Raw genomic sequence first — 16,754 nt, 5'->3', positions numbered from 1 at the left:
TGCGAGGCTCAGCTACGAGGAACGTCGTCTCCACTAGTTCGTTAATTGCAATTGGTTAAATCTCTTCAAAAAAAATCAGCGCGCAATTTTTCTTAAAGATTCAAAGAGATACAAATAACTTTTCTCTGAATTTTAACTTCCACTGGTTTGAACGTTTTATGCGAGATTCGGGCGATTTAAAGAGAAAATTATGAGTGAAGAGATTTACTTCGCTCATATTCATATTATTTTTTTTCACGGTTCCCATGCTTCATGAATGATCGGCGCGCTTTAAAGAAAAACAAATATGAGCGAAAATTTGCGCGCTTGGGATTAGCCCACTTCGTATTTCTAACAAATTCAATAGATAACCAACTGCAATTAACATCGCCTTACCGCTCGCTCAGGTCCTTATCCACTTCGACTCAGATTTCTGTGGAAATCTGGATCTCGTGGGGCCTTCGCTCGGCCTAAAGGCACATTTCGTGTTACGCTAACGCCTCCTTCAGAGGCTCAGCTACACGAAACGTCGGTAAGCCTCTATCGTTAATTGCAATTAGTTGATCCAAAGAAAATAACGCGCAAATTTTTTTTAAGATGTTTTTGTCGATGTAAGTTCTTTAAAGAAGATTGACCTTTCCTTACTCGTAAGTGCTGTGAAAGATTTACGCTTCTTAAGAATTAAGAGAAAAATTTGCGCTCGATTTTATAAACCTTGCGATTTAACTTTTTCCTATTAAAACTAACTGCAATTAACATCGCCTTACCGCTCGCTCAGGTCCTTAGCCACTTCGCCTCAGATTTCTGTGGAAATCTGGATCTCGTGGGGCCTTCGCTCGGCCTAAAGGCACATTTCGTGTTACGCTAACGCCTCCTACTGAGGCTCAGCTACACGAAACGTCGGTAAGCCTCTATCGTTAATTGCAATAGGTTAAATCATACAAAAAAAGTGCGCGAAAATTTTCTTTAGAAAGGGTTGAAGAATTAATATAAAACTACCTTTTAGTAGGGAAAACTCTCTTCAATGATTCTTTAATAAAACTGTGCTTTGCTAAAGAATGTCATTTTTCGATTAAACGAAGAAAGATGAGTGTTTTAAATTCACTAGTTCCAATCTGGATATTTACAAAAGAAAGATTCGGATCGAAAATTTTCGCGCTTGATGAGATTTCACTTTCGACTAATATCTATTCCTGTAACAACCTACTGCAATTAACATCGCCTTACCGCTCGCTCAGGTCCTTATCCACTTCGCCTCAGATTTCTGTGGAAATCTGGATCTCGTGGGGTCCTCGCTCGGCCTAAAGGCACATTTCGTGTCACGCTAACGCCTCCTACCGAGGCTCAGCTACACGAAACGTCGGTAAGCCTCTATCGTTATACGAAAGCTCGCAAAATTTAAAATAAAATGGATATTATAACATTCACAAAAGACAACTGGAGTTACTTCACAACAGTTATATTTGGTCTATTTATATTTTTATCAAAGATTCTCGAAATCAGAGAAGTTTCTAAAAAAGAAAATCTTTTTTATCAAAAATCTTATACATTTCTGCTAAGACTATATTTCAACTATCTCAATTCGAAAATCTACTTTTATTCATTACTTCCGAAAATTGCAAAGAAAATTAAAGCAATTGATCAATATGGAGATATCCTTAATAATTTTCCCAATGAAATTCGAAATTTTAAAAAAGAAATTCAGAAAATCGAAGAACATTTACCGAACTTAGCAAATGAAATTTATTCTTTAATTTTAATATTAGATCGTTTTTTGATAATGGAAAAGCTTTTTGCTTTAGAAGAAATATCTATTCAGGATAAACCCAATCTACCATTTACCAAGGAATATATAAAAAAGGCATTATTTTATGCCTTTTCAGATTTACTAGATGAAAGCTTTGATGATTTATTAAGAAAAATCGGTAAAAAAGCAAAAGTTTCCAAAACAAATCTTAACTTTGTATGTTCCTTAAATAAAGGGAATATTATAGAAAAGACTGAATTGGCAACTCAGGAAGTACTATCTCGATATGTACAAAGTCTTCGGATCGACAATTTAATCTCCAAAGAAGATTTAGATAAGTTTATTAAAGAATTTAAAATTGATGAATTTTTTAAAGACGAAAATCAGCTGATTTAATTAGCGAACCTTCGTATAACAGCAACTTACCGCTGCGCTTCGGCACTTACGGCCTCGCTCGGCCTGCGGCAAATTCCCTTTCTGTCACTCGTTTGCATCCGCAAACTACGTGCCAGTCCCTAACGTCCCGTCTCCGGGACTCAGGGTCAGGGAACTTCGGTAAGTCTAGTTCGTTATACGACATTTTTAAAAAATCAACAGAAAGAGGAAAAATTATGATTAATAACAATATTACGACATGTTTTATATTTTTAATTTTATTAAATTGTCTAGAACATAAATCGTCTTTGATTGATCAAAAATATAAAAATTCTGAAATTAATCAAATAAAGAAGAAAATTTATATTAGAAATATAGAAATTATAAGCGAAAGCGGAGACTTGAAAACTTTTCAAGAGCAAACGATAAAAAGTAATATAAAAAACCTTCTCGAAAATAGCCAAGAATTTGAATCCGTTGCATATTACTCAGATTTCCCTTTAGCTAACAATTCTTCTATTATTGATCTAAAATTTTTAGAATATGAAAATAAACTTCAAGTAGATCCCTATTATTTTCCGTTATCATTGGCTACACTGACTCTATATATCTGGTTTGGTGGAGATATTGGTAATTTTGATTCTAAGATTAAATTAGAATTAACAACTTTTAATTCACAAAAAAAAATATTGGCAAAAAAAGTATTCAGTGACGAAAACATTATTAATGATGATATATACGATATTTGGAAATCAAGGAGAGAAATTCCTCAATTAAAATCGAAATTCATACTAAACTCTATAAAAGAGGTTTTAGCTCAATGAGAAAATTAAAAATGCTTTTAATCTTATCTATAACTTTAAATTGCTCAACCATAACAAATATAGATAATAGCCATTTTGTTCAGAAAAATGAGAAAACCGAATACTCATTGCATATAGCATATGAATATTACGTAAATAATGAATTATTTGATCAACCTCTACAAATAAACGAAGGTGATTATCTTATTCAGAAAGATATTAAATATATTAAGGAATGTATTAAAACTGAATTATCTAATTCGAAAATATCGATTGATTCTACCTCTGCACCAAACGAATTGGAACTTAATATTGTTTTTAAAAATAATTATCCATTTTTATTGGCTTTTGTTAGTGGACTGACTATGACACTCTTACCTGCCTACTTTGACACAGATCTTGAAATTCAAGCTAGGTTGTTTAATCGCCAAACCAAATTTTACTCAAATAAGATTATTAATAGCGGTAAAATGAGAACTTACATCGGTATAATTCCCTTGTTTGGTTTGCCTTTTTCCAATTCATCGAATAATCGAAATTTTTTAATTCAAAATTTAATCAAAAAGACGCTAAATGATATTAAAATTTAAAAACGTCGTATAACAGCGACTAACCGCTTCGCTTCGGGACTTCGCCCTCGCTTGGGCTGCGCCACATAGGCTTCTGGCACTCCCCTTGCCTGCGCAAGTGTCGTTCCAGCCCTAACGTCCCCTCCGGGGACTCAGGGTCAGCCTACGTCGGTTAGTCTAGTTCGTTATACGCCATAAGTTAAATGTTAATACTTGATACGAATATACTTCTAAATATTAGTCAGTCTGCAGGGCAAAATATCTTAAATTCTATCAAAATGCTCTCTAACTCATCTGAAAATGAACTGCTAGTTACAAATTTAGTTTGTTTTAATGAATTAGCAATTCAGTTAGGAGCAATACCTGCTCGTAATTTAATTACAAAATATAATATATCGATTATTGATGTAGTTCCGAACAAAATTCAATTTCTTACAACTGAAGTAATCAAAAAAATCTTCGAATCGGATGATAAAACTGAGAAATTTCTAAACGTATTTCGAGATCAAAACGAAGCCCTGATATCAAACGCTTTCTCTATATTGATACAAATATTATATTTTATATTAGCATATTCTGCCGGTATTACAAAAATTAATGAAGAAAATGAAACAGAACTTGATTCAAAAAATTTCTTTTATTTAATGGATATAATTGAAAATCTGATTCCGAAATTTTCTAAAGAAATCACTTCCGCATATTTTAAACCAGATAATACGGGAAGATTAAAATTTTTAAACGAATCTTTAGAAAACTTAACAAAAGCTTATTATAATTTTATAAATATTTTTTTAAAATGTATATCAGAACAAATTGACCTCTCCGATTATTTACAAAATGAAAATGAAATCGAGGAGAAATTTTTCAATCCAAAAAAAGCAATTAATTATCTCAAAAATAATCAATTAGATATGTTAAATTTTTTAACGAGAAGATTTGAGGATCCGAACTATCTACTTCCATACAGATATAAAGTTGAAATTGCATTGGATTATTATACTACTGGTAGAAAAATCAAAATAAATGATATAGCAGACTCTTTACTACTTATATATCTACCCGAACACTATATTCTAACCTTCGACAAAAAACTACTGAAATTTATAAAGCAATACAATGAAGATAATTTTAATTTTTGCATGAAATTGAAAGAAATAACTTACGGCGTATAACTGCCGCTAACCACTTCGCTTCGGGACTAGCCCTCGCTCGGTCTGCGACACATAGGCTTCTGGCACTCCCCTTGCCTACGCAAGTGTCGTTCCAGTCCCTAACGTCCCGTTGGGACTCAGGGCCAGCCTACGTCGGTTAGCTAGTTCGTTATACGACAGTTCGGAAATAAATTTATGAAAAAAATAGCAACAATTATCCTTTTAATAATTTCTTCTCAGTTATTTGCTGAAGAAATAAACCAAGACCAAACTAAGAAAAATAGATCTTTCTCAATTTATCTCAGAAGATATTCTACTTTTATTGATTCTTTTGAACAAAGAATGCTTTTACAAAATTTTAAATATTTTGATCAATATGATAAGAAAACCATTCCTGGATTTGAATTTGGTTTTAGAAAAAAATTTGATAACTCTAACTTTTCATTCCAATCGGAATTTCAAGAGTATAAAAAAGGAAATATTGGAATGAGGGATATAGCTTGTCTTGGACGTTACTGCGACCTAGTTCCCGTTTCGACAGGTCCATATCTTAGGAATCAATTCAGAAATACAATTTTATATGATTATACCCCAGACAAGTTTCGACTCTCTTTCGGTTTAAGATATATTAAATCTGAGCTCTCGGATGGAAGTGGCTATCGATTCAATTATACTCTAGGTCAAAAATTTTTTGGCCCAGAAATTGGATTTGAATATCAAACTGATAAATATTGGAATTTCAATCTTTTAATTCACTATAACTACTTCTATTTATTTGGCAAAATCGACAATAGATACAGCGGAATCTACACAAACCGTTCGCCTGTTTCTTACAATTCCGACCCTAATGCTATTTACGTAGGCGGGGAATTTGGTATAAAATTAAATTATGACTTCGATGATCTATACTTTTTATCGATTGGTATACTGACTTTAGAGGCCAGAACAAAAATAAATTCATATTCTATGACTGTTAATTATGTTGCTGAGCCACAATATAAATACGATCTAGACAGCATTACAAATTTCAATTATGTTATTTACAATGCTGCCAATAGCAGTGAGATCTTAAGATCAGTATATTTAGAAGCCGGATTAAAACTTTAGATCCGAACCGTCGTATAACAGCGACTTACCGCTACGCTTCGGCACAAGGCCTCGCTCGGCCTACGGCAAATTCCCTTTCTGTCACTCGCTTGCAATCGCAAGCTACGTGCCAGTCCCTAACGTCCCTCCGGGACTCAGGGTCAGGGAACTTCGGTAAGTCTAGTTCGTTATGCGAAATTGTTGAAAATTTATTATTTACTTATAAAAACTTGCTTTTAAATTCTTTATAAATCAAACACAGAAGGTATCACATGAAGAAACTAAAATTAATTTCATTGCTAATTCTATTTAGCCTTTTTACCGCAATTGCTTTAGAGGCAGGCGGAAGAAAGGGAAGCAAAAGAGTCGGTGGAAAGAATAGTAAAGGAAAAGGTAGTCATTACGTTGGTGGAAAGAAAAAAAGTAAGTAAATTTTTCTTTGTCAAGTAGTAGTACTATTCCCTATATTTACTACTTGACTCTTGGAGTATTAAGTTTTGAACGATAGAAAAAGTATACTTTCAATTTTAGACATATTTACCCTAATTCTTTCAATTTATATTCTAGGCACTTTATTAACTGGAATCTTTTATAAATATGATAATGAACAACAGCGGCTTTTAGATATAATCGATAATATTATCTGTTTTTATTTCATTCTTGAATTTTTAATTAAATTCAAAAACTCTTCGGATAAACTAAAATTCATTAAATGGGGCTGGATTGATTTAATTTCATCTATCCCAAACATAGATGCATTAAGGTATGGACGTATCTTTCGGATTATTAGAATATTAAGAGTACTTAGAATTTTAAGATCTTTCAAAGCTGTTACAAGTATTCTTTTCAAAAATAAACCCAAGGGAACATTTTCAACCGTTGCGCTATTCTCATTTCTTACTATTATTTTTGCATCAATTGCAATACTCCAGGTAGAAAATGATCCGAATAGCAACATCAAATCCGCTGAAGATGCACTTTGGTGGTCCTATGTGACAGTTACGACCGTTGGTTACGGAGATAAATTTCCCTTAACCACAGAAGGCAGAATCATCGGAGCAATATTAATGACAGTAGGCGTTGGACTTTTTGGAACATTTACCGGCTTTGTTGCTTCTTGGTTTTTAGAAAAAGAAAATTAGCTAACAACAACTTCGCATAACAGCGTGGAAACGCTGCGCTTCGGCACTAACGGCCTCGCTTGGCCTGCGGCACATTTCTCTCCGTCACGCTTCTCGCTCCGCAAGAAGACGCGCCGACGCTAACGCCTACTACGTAGGCTCAGCTACGAGAAACGTCGTCTCCACTAGTTCGTTAGTCGCAATTGTCTCAATGAAAAACTAAACTATGAAAATATTCATAAGATTTTCCTTTCTCGTTCTTCTATTAAATTTATCATGTGGAAAACCATGTGGGACTTGCCCAAAGAACGGCATCCCATCCTCTTTTATCATATTATTATCATCTTCGGCTCCTTTGGGAGCAACTAGCTCTTCATGCAAATTTTCAACTTATTGTATCGAAAAAAGTAATGTTTCAAATGATAAGATAAACAAAGATCTTTGTATATTTAATGGTGTTGAATATAGATATGAACTTTGCTCAAATAATAATGCTATTGGCCAATGTAAAATTGAGGGTGATCAATCAACTTTTAAGAAAATCTACAATAACTCAATCTCTCGTAATGACGCAATTAATGACTGTAATTCAAATTTAAAAGGAATCTGGGTTGAAATCTAAATCATTAAAAATCTTCATTTACTCCATTGGATTATGTACTCTCCTTATTTTCCTTAAAACAGATATTGGTTCCTGTGGACCTTGTGAATTAATCTCTTTTAATGAGGCAGCTGCCTTTTATACTCTGTTAAAGGATGATGAAGCAAAATTATCAATAGCTTGTATTGATAATAATAATTCTAGATGTATCGAATTTAACTCTGGTTCTTATAATTCAAATATTAATTTATGCAATCTTTACATTCCAAATTCCAATTCTGCGACTAAATGCGAAAATTACATTGCGAAATGCAAAATACCTAAGTTATCGTCGACTATTTATTACTTATCTACATGGAACGAAATAAACTCGACACAAAATTGCAAAGAGAATAACGGCGAATATTCTAAAATTTAATAAACGTAAAAAAAGAGACAACTGCGACTAACATCGCGGAAACGCTTCGCTTCGGCACGAGGCCTCGCTCGGCCTGCGGCACATTTCCCTTCTGGCACTCGCTTGCATACGCAAGCTACGTGGCCAGTCCCTAACGTCCCGTCGGGACTCAGGGTCGGGAAACGTCGTCTTCGCTAGTTCGTTATGCGACATTTTTTAAAAATAAATATGAATAAAATTCCTATATTAATAATTTTAACCTTATTTAATTGTGCTCTAACTATAATTTCACCTGGTTTAAACTCAAATTACAAATTAAAAAAAATATCAAGTAATAGATTTCAAGAAGCTGCTTTTTATGGATCTGCATTTTATGATCAATCGGCTTTCTTTCTTGAATTTGAAAATTTAAAATTAATCTTAACCGATCCAAACAACGCTACTTTTAATAAAAATGAAACCATTAGCGTTGATCAATTTGATCAAAATAACATTAACATTCTATATGAAATTTGTTACGATAAAGAAAAAGATATTAACATCCTTGATGATGTTGTTAATTATAAATTCATTTTAAATGATTTTGAATCGCTTTCCGTTGTTTCCTACTTTTATCCTTATTCATACTATTCGAGAGGAAATTATAACAAGAAATTTAATCCTTATTATTTTAACGAAAAATATCCTTACCAAAATTATATCTACAAGACAGGAAATGACTTTATAATGTGTATCAGAAATGTTGTTTCTTTTAGCAAAAATGCTCAGAATAAATCAAATTCCCTTAAAATAGTTACTCCAAGAAATCATTTAACAGGCTTTTCATATGACTTCGATAATAATTTCATATTTTACAAAAATGAAGAAATGGAATTTTCAGTTAAGTAGTTTTTAATATCAATAAAAAACGTCGCATAACAGCGTCTTCCCGCTACGTTTCGGGACAAGCCCTCACTCGGCCTGCGGCAAATTGTCCTTCTGTCACTCGCTCGCATACGCAAGCTACGTGCCAGTCCCTAACGTCCCGTTCCGGGACTCAGGGTCGGACAACTTCGGGAAGACTAATTCGTTATACGCAACGCATTAACAATGAATCTTGAATTAGTAATTAAAACAATTGATTTGATAGATAAAGAAATTGAGTTTGTTCCACTTACGAATGGTATCGATCTTCTAACATCATATAGGAAATATTATCTTTCTAGAGTCGCATCTTCTCTTATTCCATCGGCAATATCATTCTTAAAATTAGCTTACTCCAGAAAGATCACTTTTAAGCAGATCAAAGAAATACAGAACAAATCTAATTTTCTCACTCTATCTGAAAAAGAGTCAGAATATATTCAAATATTAGTTCTATTAAGAATATCAATGGAATATTATTCGGAACTTGCATTAATAGAAAATACTGACGATATTGAAACAGCATGTAAAAATAAAACATGGCATGAATTTATGAAAGAAAGAGAAAATATTCGGAAAAATATTCGTTCTTTCTATGATATTGAAAGCCCATCATTTGAAAAATATTCAAATGATGGAAAGCTTAAATTTACCAATTTAAGTTCCTTCGCATATAATAAAAGTATCGCTGTTCGATTTAAAAACTTATTTAATGATTCAAATCTTATAACAAGAAGATTATTAGGAATAGACTATTATAATCTATACTCCTTTTTGAGTAAAAAAGTCCACTATGATCAAAGGAATAACCTAGGAGAAGGTGCTCCACCTGAATTATACTATTTCTGGTTTTACAATTTCTTTGTAAGAGCCTCAAATATTCTATTAACTCTAAATGAATCTCCGGGTGAAAAAATCAGTTTTCTAGAAAACGAAATAAATAAGTTAAACGTTGACTTAATCGAAGGTACGATAGCATTAAAAATAGGATCTGCCGTAAAAACCGAATTTGGATTAGGGCATGTATTAGAAATATTCGAAAACAAACCTGGTCTTTTTCATATTAAAATTAGCTATGATTATTCAAGGTTCGTCAATCTCGGTTTTATCGATATAATACCAGCTCCACTTGTATCTTTATTTACAGAGGAATCTCTCGACAAAATTCAAGCAGAATTCACCAACACGAAAAAATTCAAAACCTTCAACACGCTATTTGCAGATTTACAGAAGAGCACATTTGATGATCTAATAAGAAAATTATTTTATATTCCCACACAGAATTGCTATGGAAAATAATGCGCAGCGTATAACAGCATGGAAACGCTGCGCTTCGGCACGAGGCCTCGCTTGGGCTGCGCCACATTTCCCTCCTGTCACTCGTTTGCATCCGCAAACTCCGTGCCAGTCCCTAACGTCCCGTCCGGGACTCAGGGTCGGGAAACGTCGTCTCCACTAGTTCGTTAATTGCAATTAGTTGATTTACAGAAGAAATCGCGCAAATTTTTTTATGAGGGTGTTGTCGATTTACGCTTTGGAAGAAAACAATTCAAGTCTTTCTCTCCACGAATGTGCAGTTTGTTTATTTACGCTTTTTAAGATTTAAGAGAAAATTTGCGCTCGATTGGATATTCCTTTCGACTAAAATTTGATACTATAATAACTAACTGCAATTAACTACGGCTTACCGCTCGATCGGGTCCTTGTCCACTTCGCCTCAGATTTCTGAGGAAATCTGATTCTCGTGGGGCCCTCTCTCGGCCTAAAGGCACATTTCGTGTCACGCTAACGCCTCTTTCAGAGGCTCAGCTACACGAAACGTCGGTAAGCCTAGTTCGTTATACGCAAATTGCAAAACTTTGAAATATTAAGCCTGAAAGAAAAAATCAAAATATACATCTTCTAAAACGAACATAAATTAATTTATATATCAAAAATTAGCACTAGGTAATATTTAATTTAAACTTTATAAATATTTAATGAAAGAAAGAATAAACTACCGAAATTTTCTATTAATTTTTTTAGCATTACATATTTTTTCTTGTAGTATCCCTACATTTGTAGTAATTTCCAATTATTCAGGTGAAAAAATTGAAATACATTTTTATTTGAAAAAGAATCTCAATAAAAATTTTTTAAGTGAAAATGATTCAACAAAAGATATTGATTTTCAAACGGAAGAAGATGAAAAATATAAAATAAAAAATTTCATCAAAAAATGGAAAAGCGTGCCCGCACGGAATGTTCTCAAAAAAAATTATTCAGGTAATAGCAAATTTCTAACAGAAAACGAAATTAGATATGATTTTAAAAATAATAAAATTGTTTTGATAGTTGAGGAATATACAGCAATTATTCTATTTGAAGGTCACAATTACATGCATCCCTTACCTGAATATATTTCAAAAATATCTTTTGAACACAAAAAAGGATCTATGAGTTTTGAAAAAGACTATATAAATTTCCCATTTTCTTATGAAGAAAATTGTAGTTGTCTAATCTGGAAAATTTACTAATGAAACTTTACAAATTGCAATCTGCGTATAACAGCAACTAACCGCTTCGCTTCGGGACGAGCCCTCGCTTGGGCTGCGCCACATAGGCTTCTGGCACTCCCCTTGCATTCGCAAGTGTCGTTCCAGTCCCTAACGTCCCGTTTCCGGGACTCAGGGCCAGCCTACGTCGGTTAGTCTAGTTCGTTATACGACATAGCCTAAAAATTAAGGTTTAACATGAGAATTTCTAAAAAGACAGATAAAAGATCAATAACTGCGAATTAGAACAAAATTCTAGTTACAATTTTCTATACTATTTTGAATAAAAAATACTGAAATTTATGATTGAAACTGATTATACAATGTTATAACATTGTTATTACAGGATAAACATGTTAAAAAAATTAGTACAACACGGGAACAGCTCCGCTTTAGTAATTGAGAAACCGATTCTTGAACTTTTAAAAATTGATCAAAATTCGACTCTCGAAGTAACTACTGATGGCAAATCTTTGATTATAAAACCGATAGAAAAGAGTATAACAAAATCTCTTGAAAAGATTAATAAAGCTCACGGCAAGACACTCAAAAAACTTGCGCAGTAATGCTGGATGAAACTATATTTCTCTCTATTGAGGATGTAATTCTTATTCACAAAAATCAAATCGAACTCTATGGCGGAGCAACTGGCATTCGTGATCACGGACTTCTCGAATCAGCCATTAACCAACCAATGACTACTTTTAATGATATCAGTTTACACCCTTCTCTATTCGATAGAGCAGCTGCCTATTTATATTACTTATGCAAAAATCATCCTTTTTTGGATGGAAATAAACGAGTAGCATTGGCTTCTTCATTAGTCTTTCTCGATATTAACGGTTACGAAATACTTGATCCAAATGAGATATTGTATGACTTCGTAATAGGAGTCGCGGAAGGACAATACAAGTTAGAAGAGATAAAGAAAATATTAGAATCTTTAGCTAAACTTAATATCTAATAATAGGCTACGTCGTATAACAGCATGGAAACGCTGCGCTTCGGCACAAGGCCTCGCTTGGGCTGCGCCACATTTCCCTTCTGTCACTCGTTTGCATCCGCAAACTCCGTGCCAGTCCCTAACGTCCCCTCCAGGGACTCAGGGTCGGGAAACGTCGTCTCCACTAGTTCGTTATGCGCAAAAGCCTCACATTCAATTATTGACTAAAATAATTATTAGTAATTTCATTTCTCAAAGGTAAGGTTTATGGAAATTTATTTAGTAGTTGCTGGTGTATTTTTCGTACTTTCTGGAATGACGTTGGGCATGATACCGGCTGGTCTCATTATCGAACTATTTGATAGCCATCTAAGCGGAGATAATGTATGGCCGCTCTGTATATGGTATGGCATTTTCTTTCCAATCGGAATACTCTTATCTGGTTATTTAATTACTTCTGGAAATAAAATAAAACGTTCAACCGAAGATCAACTCTTCAGAACTCTACTTATTAATTTAACAGTTCCTTTAACCTATGGAATAATTCTATATATAATTTTAAAATCATTGATATACTAAAAGATAACGAATGAATGCATAAAAATAAATCTACTATTGTATTCTATATTTTTAACATTTCATTAAAAGATAAACTTTACTAATAAATTAAAAAATATAAATGTTAAATCTAATTAGAACATAAAAAAATCTTCTATTTAATTTAGCAAAAACATTAATATCTATTACAAAAGTGCATGTAATGAAAAATAACCAGAAAAATTTAAAATTTACTCTTTGTTCTAATAAAGATCATCCTATATAATCTTAGTATTAGTGGGCCTTGAAACAAATTTTTCTTTTTTTACACTCAAATTGAGTCAACTTGTAGGCACTTAAAAAGATATAGAATGACCAATAGGTTATTTTCAAAATAAAATTCTAGTCAACAATACGGTCAGAATGAAAAGGGTTTTAAACTAAGCTTGTATCTAGGCGAGGCTTCAGCGCATAACAGCGACTTAACGCTTCACTTCGGGACTAGCCCTCGTTCGGTCTCCGACACATTCCCCTCTGGCACTTCTCTTGCTTGCGCAAGCGTCGTTCCAGCCCCTAACGTCCCTTACAGGGACTCAGGGTCGGGGAACGTCGTTAAGTCTAGTTCGTTATACGCAAGTGAAGAAATTTAACTGATAAAGGAAAATAAAAATGAAACAAGGAATTATTATACTATCTTTGATAGGTGGAATTTTGGGACTTTTTGGTGGAGCCTGTAACTTTACCGGATCTGCTTGTGTAGCCGGAACTAACAAAGCACTCAATAAACATTCAAATTCTAAACAAAGTATAGAAGAAATAGAAAAATCAGAAAAAGAGATGCAAGACATTGCAATGAAAGGTGTTGTCGGCGGATTCTTTTCTCTAATCGCAATAATTGCAGGTCCACTATCCACCAAATTTCAATCAAAAAGAATTTCCTTCATATTTGCTTTAATAATAATTATTTCTGGAATAGTAAACATAAGTTCCTTAAATATAATTTCTGGATTGATTATATTTGCAGCCGGACTTCTCGCCTGTGTAAATGTTTTCTTAAAAAAATCGTAACAATAAAACAAAACTAAATACCAATGAAGCCTTTTATTGATTTTTTAAAATTTCTATTCGACCAAAACGATGTTAATGACGATTTAGAAACTGGACATGAGTTCGAGCAATATGTAGCTGAACTATTCACTGATCAAGGTAATTATTTTTCTATTCTTGAGTGGACACCTGATAATTCAATAAAGCATAAAAATTTTCGTGTTGAAAGTAACCAAAATCCAGATTTAGTCATTCAATATAATCCTACAAAGGAAAAATTTGCTGTCGAATGCAAATTCCGAAGTGGCCTATACAAAAATAAGATGAATCAAGTTGTTTTGAAATGGTCTTACTCTGAACAAATCAAACGATATAAGCAATTTTCACAAGAAAGAAAAATTCCAGTGTTTATTGTTATCGGCTTAGGTGGTGAACCGGATGAACCAGAATATATGTTTTGCATTCCTCTCGAAGAAGCAAAATATCCTGAATTATTCACAAGTATTCTGGAAAAGTTTGAACGACCAAGTGACAGAAATTTCTTTTGGAAAAATCGGAAACTACACTAACACATCTTCACCAGCGTATAACAGCGACTTAACGCTTCGCCTCGGAACTTGCGCCCTCGCTCGGTCTACGACACATTCCTCTCTGGAACTCCTCTTGCCTCCGCAAGCCTCGTTCCAGCCCCTAACGTCCCTTACAGGGACTCAGGGTCGAGGAACGTCGTTAAGTCTAGTTCGTTATACGCAATTTTAATAAATTTAAACAAAACAGGAAATAAATGAAAAAGCATCTGAATCTATTAATAATTTTTGGACTTATACACTGCAACACCCAAAGCAGTTTTATATATAAACCATCTAATCGAAAATCTTCCGAAACTCTACCTTATTCTATCTCAATAAACACATTCGATGATAAAAGAATATCGGGAAACACGAATTATCAACTCTTAGTTTTAATTCCACTTATACCGTATGGAACTGCTACAGTAAATCAAATTGAAAATGACGTTTATCCCTTTATTATTAAACCATCAAGAGATATTCAAGAAGCAATCGCGGAAGAAATAAATTCCCGTAGCTTACTTAAAACCATCAGTCTTACTAATAAATTTGAGCAGAAAAAATCTGACTTTAAAATTGAAGGAGAGATTTTAGAAACAACACGCACTGGGAAAATGACAACATATATGCTTGGTCCATTCGGAGTTTATCTTTGGATTTTAGGTGCTCCAATCCAATATACTAATTCCCAAATAAGAATTAAATATAGATTGCTCGATAAAAATAACAAAATTATTCTAGAAAAGGAATTTTCTAAAAATCGAAGTCGCGTTATGGGCTATTTTTACAATATGTTCTCACATCATGTTGATTCAAATTCAATTTTAAACGAGTTTGTTTTTGAATTAGCTAATGATGTGGAAAATATTTTAAAGCCAAATTAGATGAAACGTCATTACTCTATTAAATAGAAAAATCAGAATAAAAGCATAAAATAAATCTGACGAACTAGATTAGTCATATTAAAACTGCGTATAACAACGGCGAATCGCTTCGCTTCGGCACTGCCGGCCTCGCTCGGTCTGCGACACATAGGCTTCTGGCACTCCTCTTGCTTTCGCAAGCGTCGTTCCAGTCCCTAACGTCCCGTTCCGGGACTCAGGGCCAGCCTACGTCGATTAGCCTAGTTCGTTATACGACATATCTCAAACCATATGATAAATTTACAATTCCAAGACTATTACAGATTTTTTGCTTCTCTAGGTATAATATTAATTTCAATCAGCTTCATTCTTCCCTGGCTATTTCTAAAAACTGATTTAGATTTAATAATAAAACAGGAAGACTATGACAAATTATATCCAATTTCTAAGGAAATTATCGATCTAAAATTCAATTTAGCACGGTTGGTATATTCACATATCAAATTCACCTTCGCCCTATTAAATATAAGCGGAATAATTTCTTTAATATTCGGTCTTACGAATTGGAGAAAAGGACAGAATTTGATAGATTTCGAAACAGAAGAAAAATTAAAAGAATTTAAATTAAGAACAACTTCAGTTAGCGTAAAAGAAAAGAAAAATCAAATTGGTAAGGAAATCACAATATATGCTGCAAAATCAAATCTTCAAGCAGCAGCAAAAAATCAAATAATTAACAAAACATACGAAATAGAATCTTCAATTTTAAAAATATTAAAAAACCAGTTAAATAAAAAATACACCTTAATTACCCAAAGAAAACTTAAGGAAGTAACTGTTGATGGAATGCTTATACCAAATAATAAATTTGATTATTACTACATAATTGAAATTAAATATATTCATGGTAATCTCAAAAATGAATTATTAAAGTTGATTCTAAATTTTAATAAAAAAGTAGATCAGGAAACCGCAAACATACTTAATATACAGCCTCATTTGATAAACATACTAGTGGCCAAGAAATTTTCTGAAAATGATATCAAAACTTTAAATAATTTCTTGAACAAAGAAAAACTTAGAAGAACTAAGTTCATTACAATAGAAGAATCTGAATTAAATAGAAAAAATTCGACAGAATTAATCTTCAACAAATTAAACATCTGATTTACATGAGATACGTCGTATAACAGCGGCGAATCGCTTCGCTTCGGCACTTGCGGCCTCGCTCGGTCTACGACACATAGGCTTCTGGCACTCCTCTTGCTTGCGCAAGCGTCGTTCCAGTCCCTAACGTCCCGTTGGGACTCAGGGCCAGCCTACGTCGATTAGCCTAGTTCGTTATACGCCATATCAAAAAGTCAAAATTAAAGAAGAAGAATTACTCAAATTCCAAAAATAATCATATAATAGGAAATAAACACTGAATTATCATATCTAAAATGATTCTCCTCGTGATTGTAAGCTGTAGTTATTTATGACAAAAAAATTTCTGATTTTAATAATCCATCTTCTTTCATTATCTATTT

Annotated in this window: 17 protein-coding genes; all 17 read left to right on the top strand. The window is 33.3% G+C overall.

Annotated features, from left to right (window positions below):
- Positions 1 to 1,387 precede the first annotated feature (1,387 nt).
- Positions 1,388 to 2,122, top strand: a complete 735-nt coding sequence (locus LEP1GSC195_RS18935; RefSeq protein WP_015683106.1) for a hypothetical protein — start codon at positions 1,388 to 1,390, stop codon at positions 2,120 to 2,122.
- Positions 2,123 to 2,337: 215 nt separating this feature from the next.
- Positions 2,338 to 2,925: a hypothetical protein gene (locus tag LEP1GSC195_RS18930; RefSeq protein ID WP_015683094.1), complete on the top strand. Its 588-nt coding sequence runs from the start codon at positions 2,338 to 2,340 to the stop codon at positions 2,923 to 2,925.
- Complete coding sequence (locus tag LEP1GSC195_RS18925) at positions 2,922 to 3,494, top strand: hypothetical protein (RefSeq protein WP_015683097.1); 573 nt, start codon at positions 2,922 to 2,924, stop codon at positions 3,492 to 3,494. Before LEP1GSC195_RS18930 ends, LEP1GSC195_RS18925 begins: the two co-directional genes overlap by 4 nt.
- 182 nt (positions 3,495 to 3,676) lie before the next feature.
- Positions 3,677 to 4,645 (top strand): hypothetical protein, encoded by a 969-nt coding sequence (locus LEP1GSC195_RS18920; protein ID WP_015683102.1) that lies wholly within the window; start codon positions 3,677 to 3,679, stop codon positions 4,643 to 4,645.
- 174 nt (positions 4,646 to 4,819) lie between these two features.
- A complete protein-coding gene (locus tag LEP1GSC195_RS18915; protein ID WP_015683093.1) occupies positions 4,820 to 5,731 on the top strand; it encodes a hypothetical protein in 912 nt (303 codons plus the stop codon).
- 251 nt (positions 5,732 to 5,982) lie between these two features.
- Positions 5,983 to 6,141 (top strand): hypothetical protein, encoded by a 159-nt coding sequence (locus LEP1GSC195_RS19900; RefSeq protein WP_198012820.1) that lies wholly within the window; start codon positions 5,983 to 5,985, stop codon positions 6,139 to 6,141.
- Positions 6,142 to 6,207: 66 nt separating this feature from the next.
- Positions 6,208 to 6,852, top strand: coding sequence for a potassium channel family protein (locus tag LEP1GSC195_RS18910; RefSeq protein WP_015683105.1), 645 nt, complete (start codon positions 6,208 to 6,210; stop codon positions 6,850 to 6,852).
- 1,205 nt (positions 6,853 to 8,057) lie between these two features.
- Positions 8,058 to 8,717: a hypothetical protein gene (locus tag LEP1GSC195_RS18905; protein ID WP_051122400.1), complete on the top strand. Its 660-nt coding sequence runs from the start codon at positions 8,058 to 8,060 to the stop codon at positions 8,715 to 8,717.
- Between the two features lie 201 nt (positions 8,718 to 8,918).
- Positions 8,919 to 10,031 carry a hypothetical protein gene (locus tag LEP1GSC195_RS18900; protein ID WP_015683100.1) on the top strand — a complete coding sequence of 371 codons (1,113 nt, stop codon included), beginning with the start codon at positions 8,919 to 8,921 and terminating at the stop codon, positions 10,029 to 10,031.
- 680 nt (positions 10,032 to 10,711) lie between these two features.
- Positions 10,712 to 11,248 (top strand): hypothetical protein, encoded by a 537-nt coding sequence (locus LEP1GSC195_RS18895; protein ID WP_015683099.1) that lies wholly within the window; start codon positions 10,712 to 10,714, stop codon positions 11,246 to 11,248.
- A 371-nt stretch (positions 11,249 to 11,619) separates the two neighbouring features.
- Positions 11,620 to 11,832, top strand: coding sequence for an AbrB/MazE/SpoVT family DNA-binding domain-containing protein (locus LEP1GSC195_RS18890; RefSeq protein WP_015683108.1), 213 nt, complete (start codon positions 11,620 to 11,622; stop codon positions 11,830 to 11,832).
- Positions 11,832 to 12,230, top strand: a complete 399-nt coding sequence (locus tag LEP1GSC195_RS18885; protein ID WP_015683104.1) for a type II toxin-antitoxin system death-on-curing family toxin — start codon at positions 11,832 to 11,834, stop codon at positions 12,228 to 12,230. The genes LEP1GSC195_RS18890 and LEP1GSC195_RS18885 overlap by 1 nt, the downstream gene beginning before the upstream one ends.
- A gap of 246 nt (positions 12,231 to 12,476) precedes the next feature.
- Positions 12,477 to 12,788: a hypothetical protein gene (locus tag LEP1GSC195_RS18880; protein WP_040507269.1), complete on the top strand. Its 312-nt coding sequence runs from the start codon at positions 12,477 to 12,479 to the stop codon at positions 12,786 to 12,788.
- A 627-nt stretch (positions 12,789 to 13,415) separates the two neighbouring features.
- Positions 13,416 to 13,814: a hypothetical protein gene (locus tag LEP1GSC195_RS18875; RefSeq protein WP_015683103.1), complete on the top strand. Its 399-nt coding sequence runs from the start codon at positions 13,416 to 13,418 to the stop codon at positions 13,812 to 13,814.
- Positions 13,815 to 13,837: 23 nt separating this feature from the next.
- Positions 13,838 to 14,362 (top strand): PDDEXK family nuclease, encoded by a 525-nt coding sequence (locus tag LEP1GSC195_RS18870; RefSeq protein ID WP_015683109.1) that lies wholly within the window; start codon positions 13,838 to 13,840, stop codon positions 14,360 to 14,362.
- Positions 14,363 to 14,577: 215 nt separating this feature from the next.
- Positions 14,578 to 15,246, top strand: coding sequence for a hypothetical protein (locus LEP1GSC195_RS18865; RefSeq protein ID WP_015683098.1), 669 nt, complete (start codon positions 14,578 to 14,580; stop codon positions 15,244 to 15,246).
- A gap of 270 nt (positions 15,247 to 15,516) precedes the next feature.
- Positions 15,517 to 16,392, top strand: a complete 876-nt coding sequence (locus LEP1GSC195_RS18860) for a hypothetical protein (protein ID WP_015683095.1) — start codon at positions 15,517 to 15,519, stop codon at positions 16,390 to 16,392.
- Positions 16,393 to 16,754: the final 362 nt, after the last annotated feature.

The sequence above is a fragment of the Leptospira wolbachii serovar Codice str. CDC genome (genome assembly GCF_000332515.2).
GTDB classification, from domain to species: Bacteria; Spirochaetota; Leptospiria; order Leptospirales; family Leptospiraceae; genus Leptospira_A; species Leptospira_A wolbachii.
This window is presented reverse-complemented; position numbering and strand designations above follow the sequence as displayed.

Coding starts and splice junctions, on each gene's coding strand:
- LEP1GSC195_RS18935 (WP_015683106.1), top strand. CDS start 1,388: ATGGATATTATAACATTCACAAAAGACAACTGGAGTTACTTCACAACA.
- LEP1GSC195_RS18875 (WP_015683103.1), top strand. CDS start 13,416: ATGAAACAAGGAATTATTATACTATCTTTGATAGGTGGAATTTTGGGA.
- LEP1GSC195_RS18920 (WP_015683102.1), top strand. CDS start 3,677: ATGTTAATACTTGATACGAATATACTTCTAAATATTAGTCAGTCTGCA.
- LEP1GSC195_RS18930 (WP_015683094.1), top strand. CDS start 2,338: ATGATTAATAACAATATTACGACATGTTTTATATTTTTAATTTTATTA.
- LEP1GSC195_RS19900 (WP_198012820.1), top strand. CDS start 5,983: ATGAAGAAACTAAAATTAATTTCATTGCTAATTCTATTTAGCCTTTTT.
- LEP1GSC195_RS18900 (WP_015683100.1), top strand. CDS start 8,919: ATGAATCTTGAATTAGTAATTAAAACAATTGATTTGATAGATAAAGAA.
- LEP1GSC195_RS18885 (WP_015683104.1), top strand. CDS start 11,832: ATGCTGGATGAAACTATATTTCTCTCTATTGAGGATGTAATTCTTATT.
- LEP1GSC195_RS18890 (WP_015683108.1), top strand. CDS start 11,620: ATGTTAAAAAAATTAGTACAACACGGGAACAGCTCCGCTTTAGTAATT.
- LEP1GSC195_RS18925 (WP_015683097.1), top strand. CDS start 2,922: ATGAGAAAATTAAAAATGCTTTTAATCTTATCTATAACTTTAAATTGC.
- LEP1GSC195_RS18915 (WP_015683093.1), top strand. CDS start 4,820: ATGAAAAAAATAGCAACAATTATCCTTTTAATAATTTCTTCTCAGTTA.
- LEP1GSC195_RS18860 (WP_015683095.1), top strand. CDS start 15,517: ATGATAAATTTACAATTCCAAGACTATTACAGATTTTTTGCTTCTCTA.
- LEP1GSC195_RS18865 (WP_015683098.1), top strand. CDS start 14,578: ATGAAAAAGCATCTGAATCTATTAATAATTTTTGGACTTATACACTGC.
- LEP1GSC195_RS18895 (WP_015683099.1), top strand. CDS start 10,712: ATGAAAGAAAGAATAAACTACCGAAATTTTCTATTAATTTTTTTAGCA.
- LEP1GSC195_RS18870 (WP_015683109.1), top strand. CDS start 13,838: ATGAAGCCTTTTATTGATTTTTTAAAATTTCTATTCGACCAAAACGAT.
- LEP1GSC195_RS18880 (WP_040507269.1), top strand. CDS start 12,477: ATGGAAATTTATTTAGTAGTTGCTGGTGTATTTTTCGTACTTTCTGGA.
- LEP1GSC195_RS18905 (WP_051122400.1), top strand. CDS start 8,058: ATGAATAAAATTCCTATATTAATAATTTTAACCTTATTTAATTGTGCT.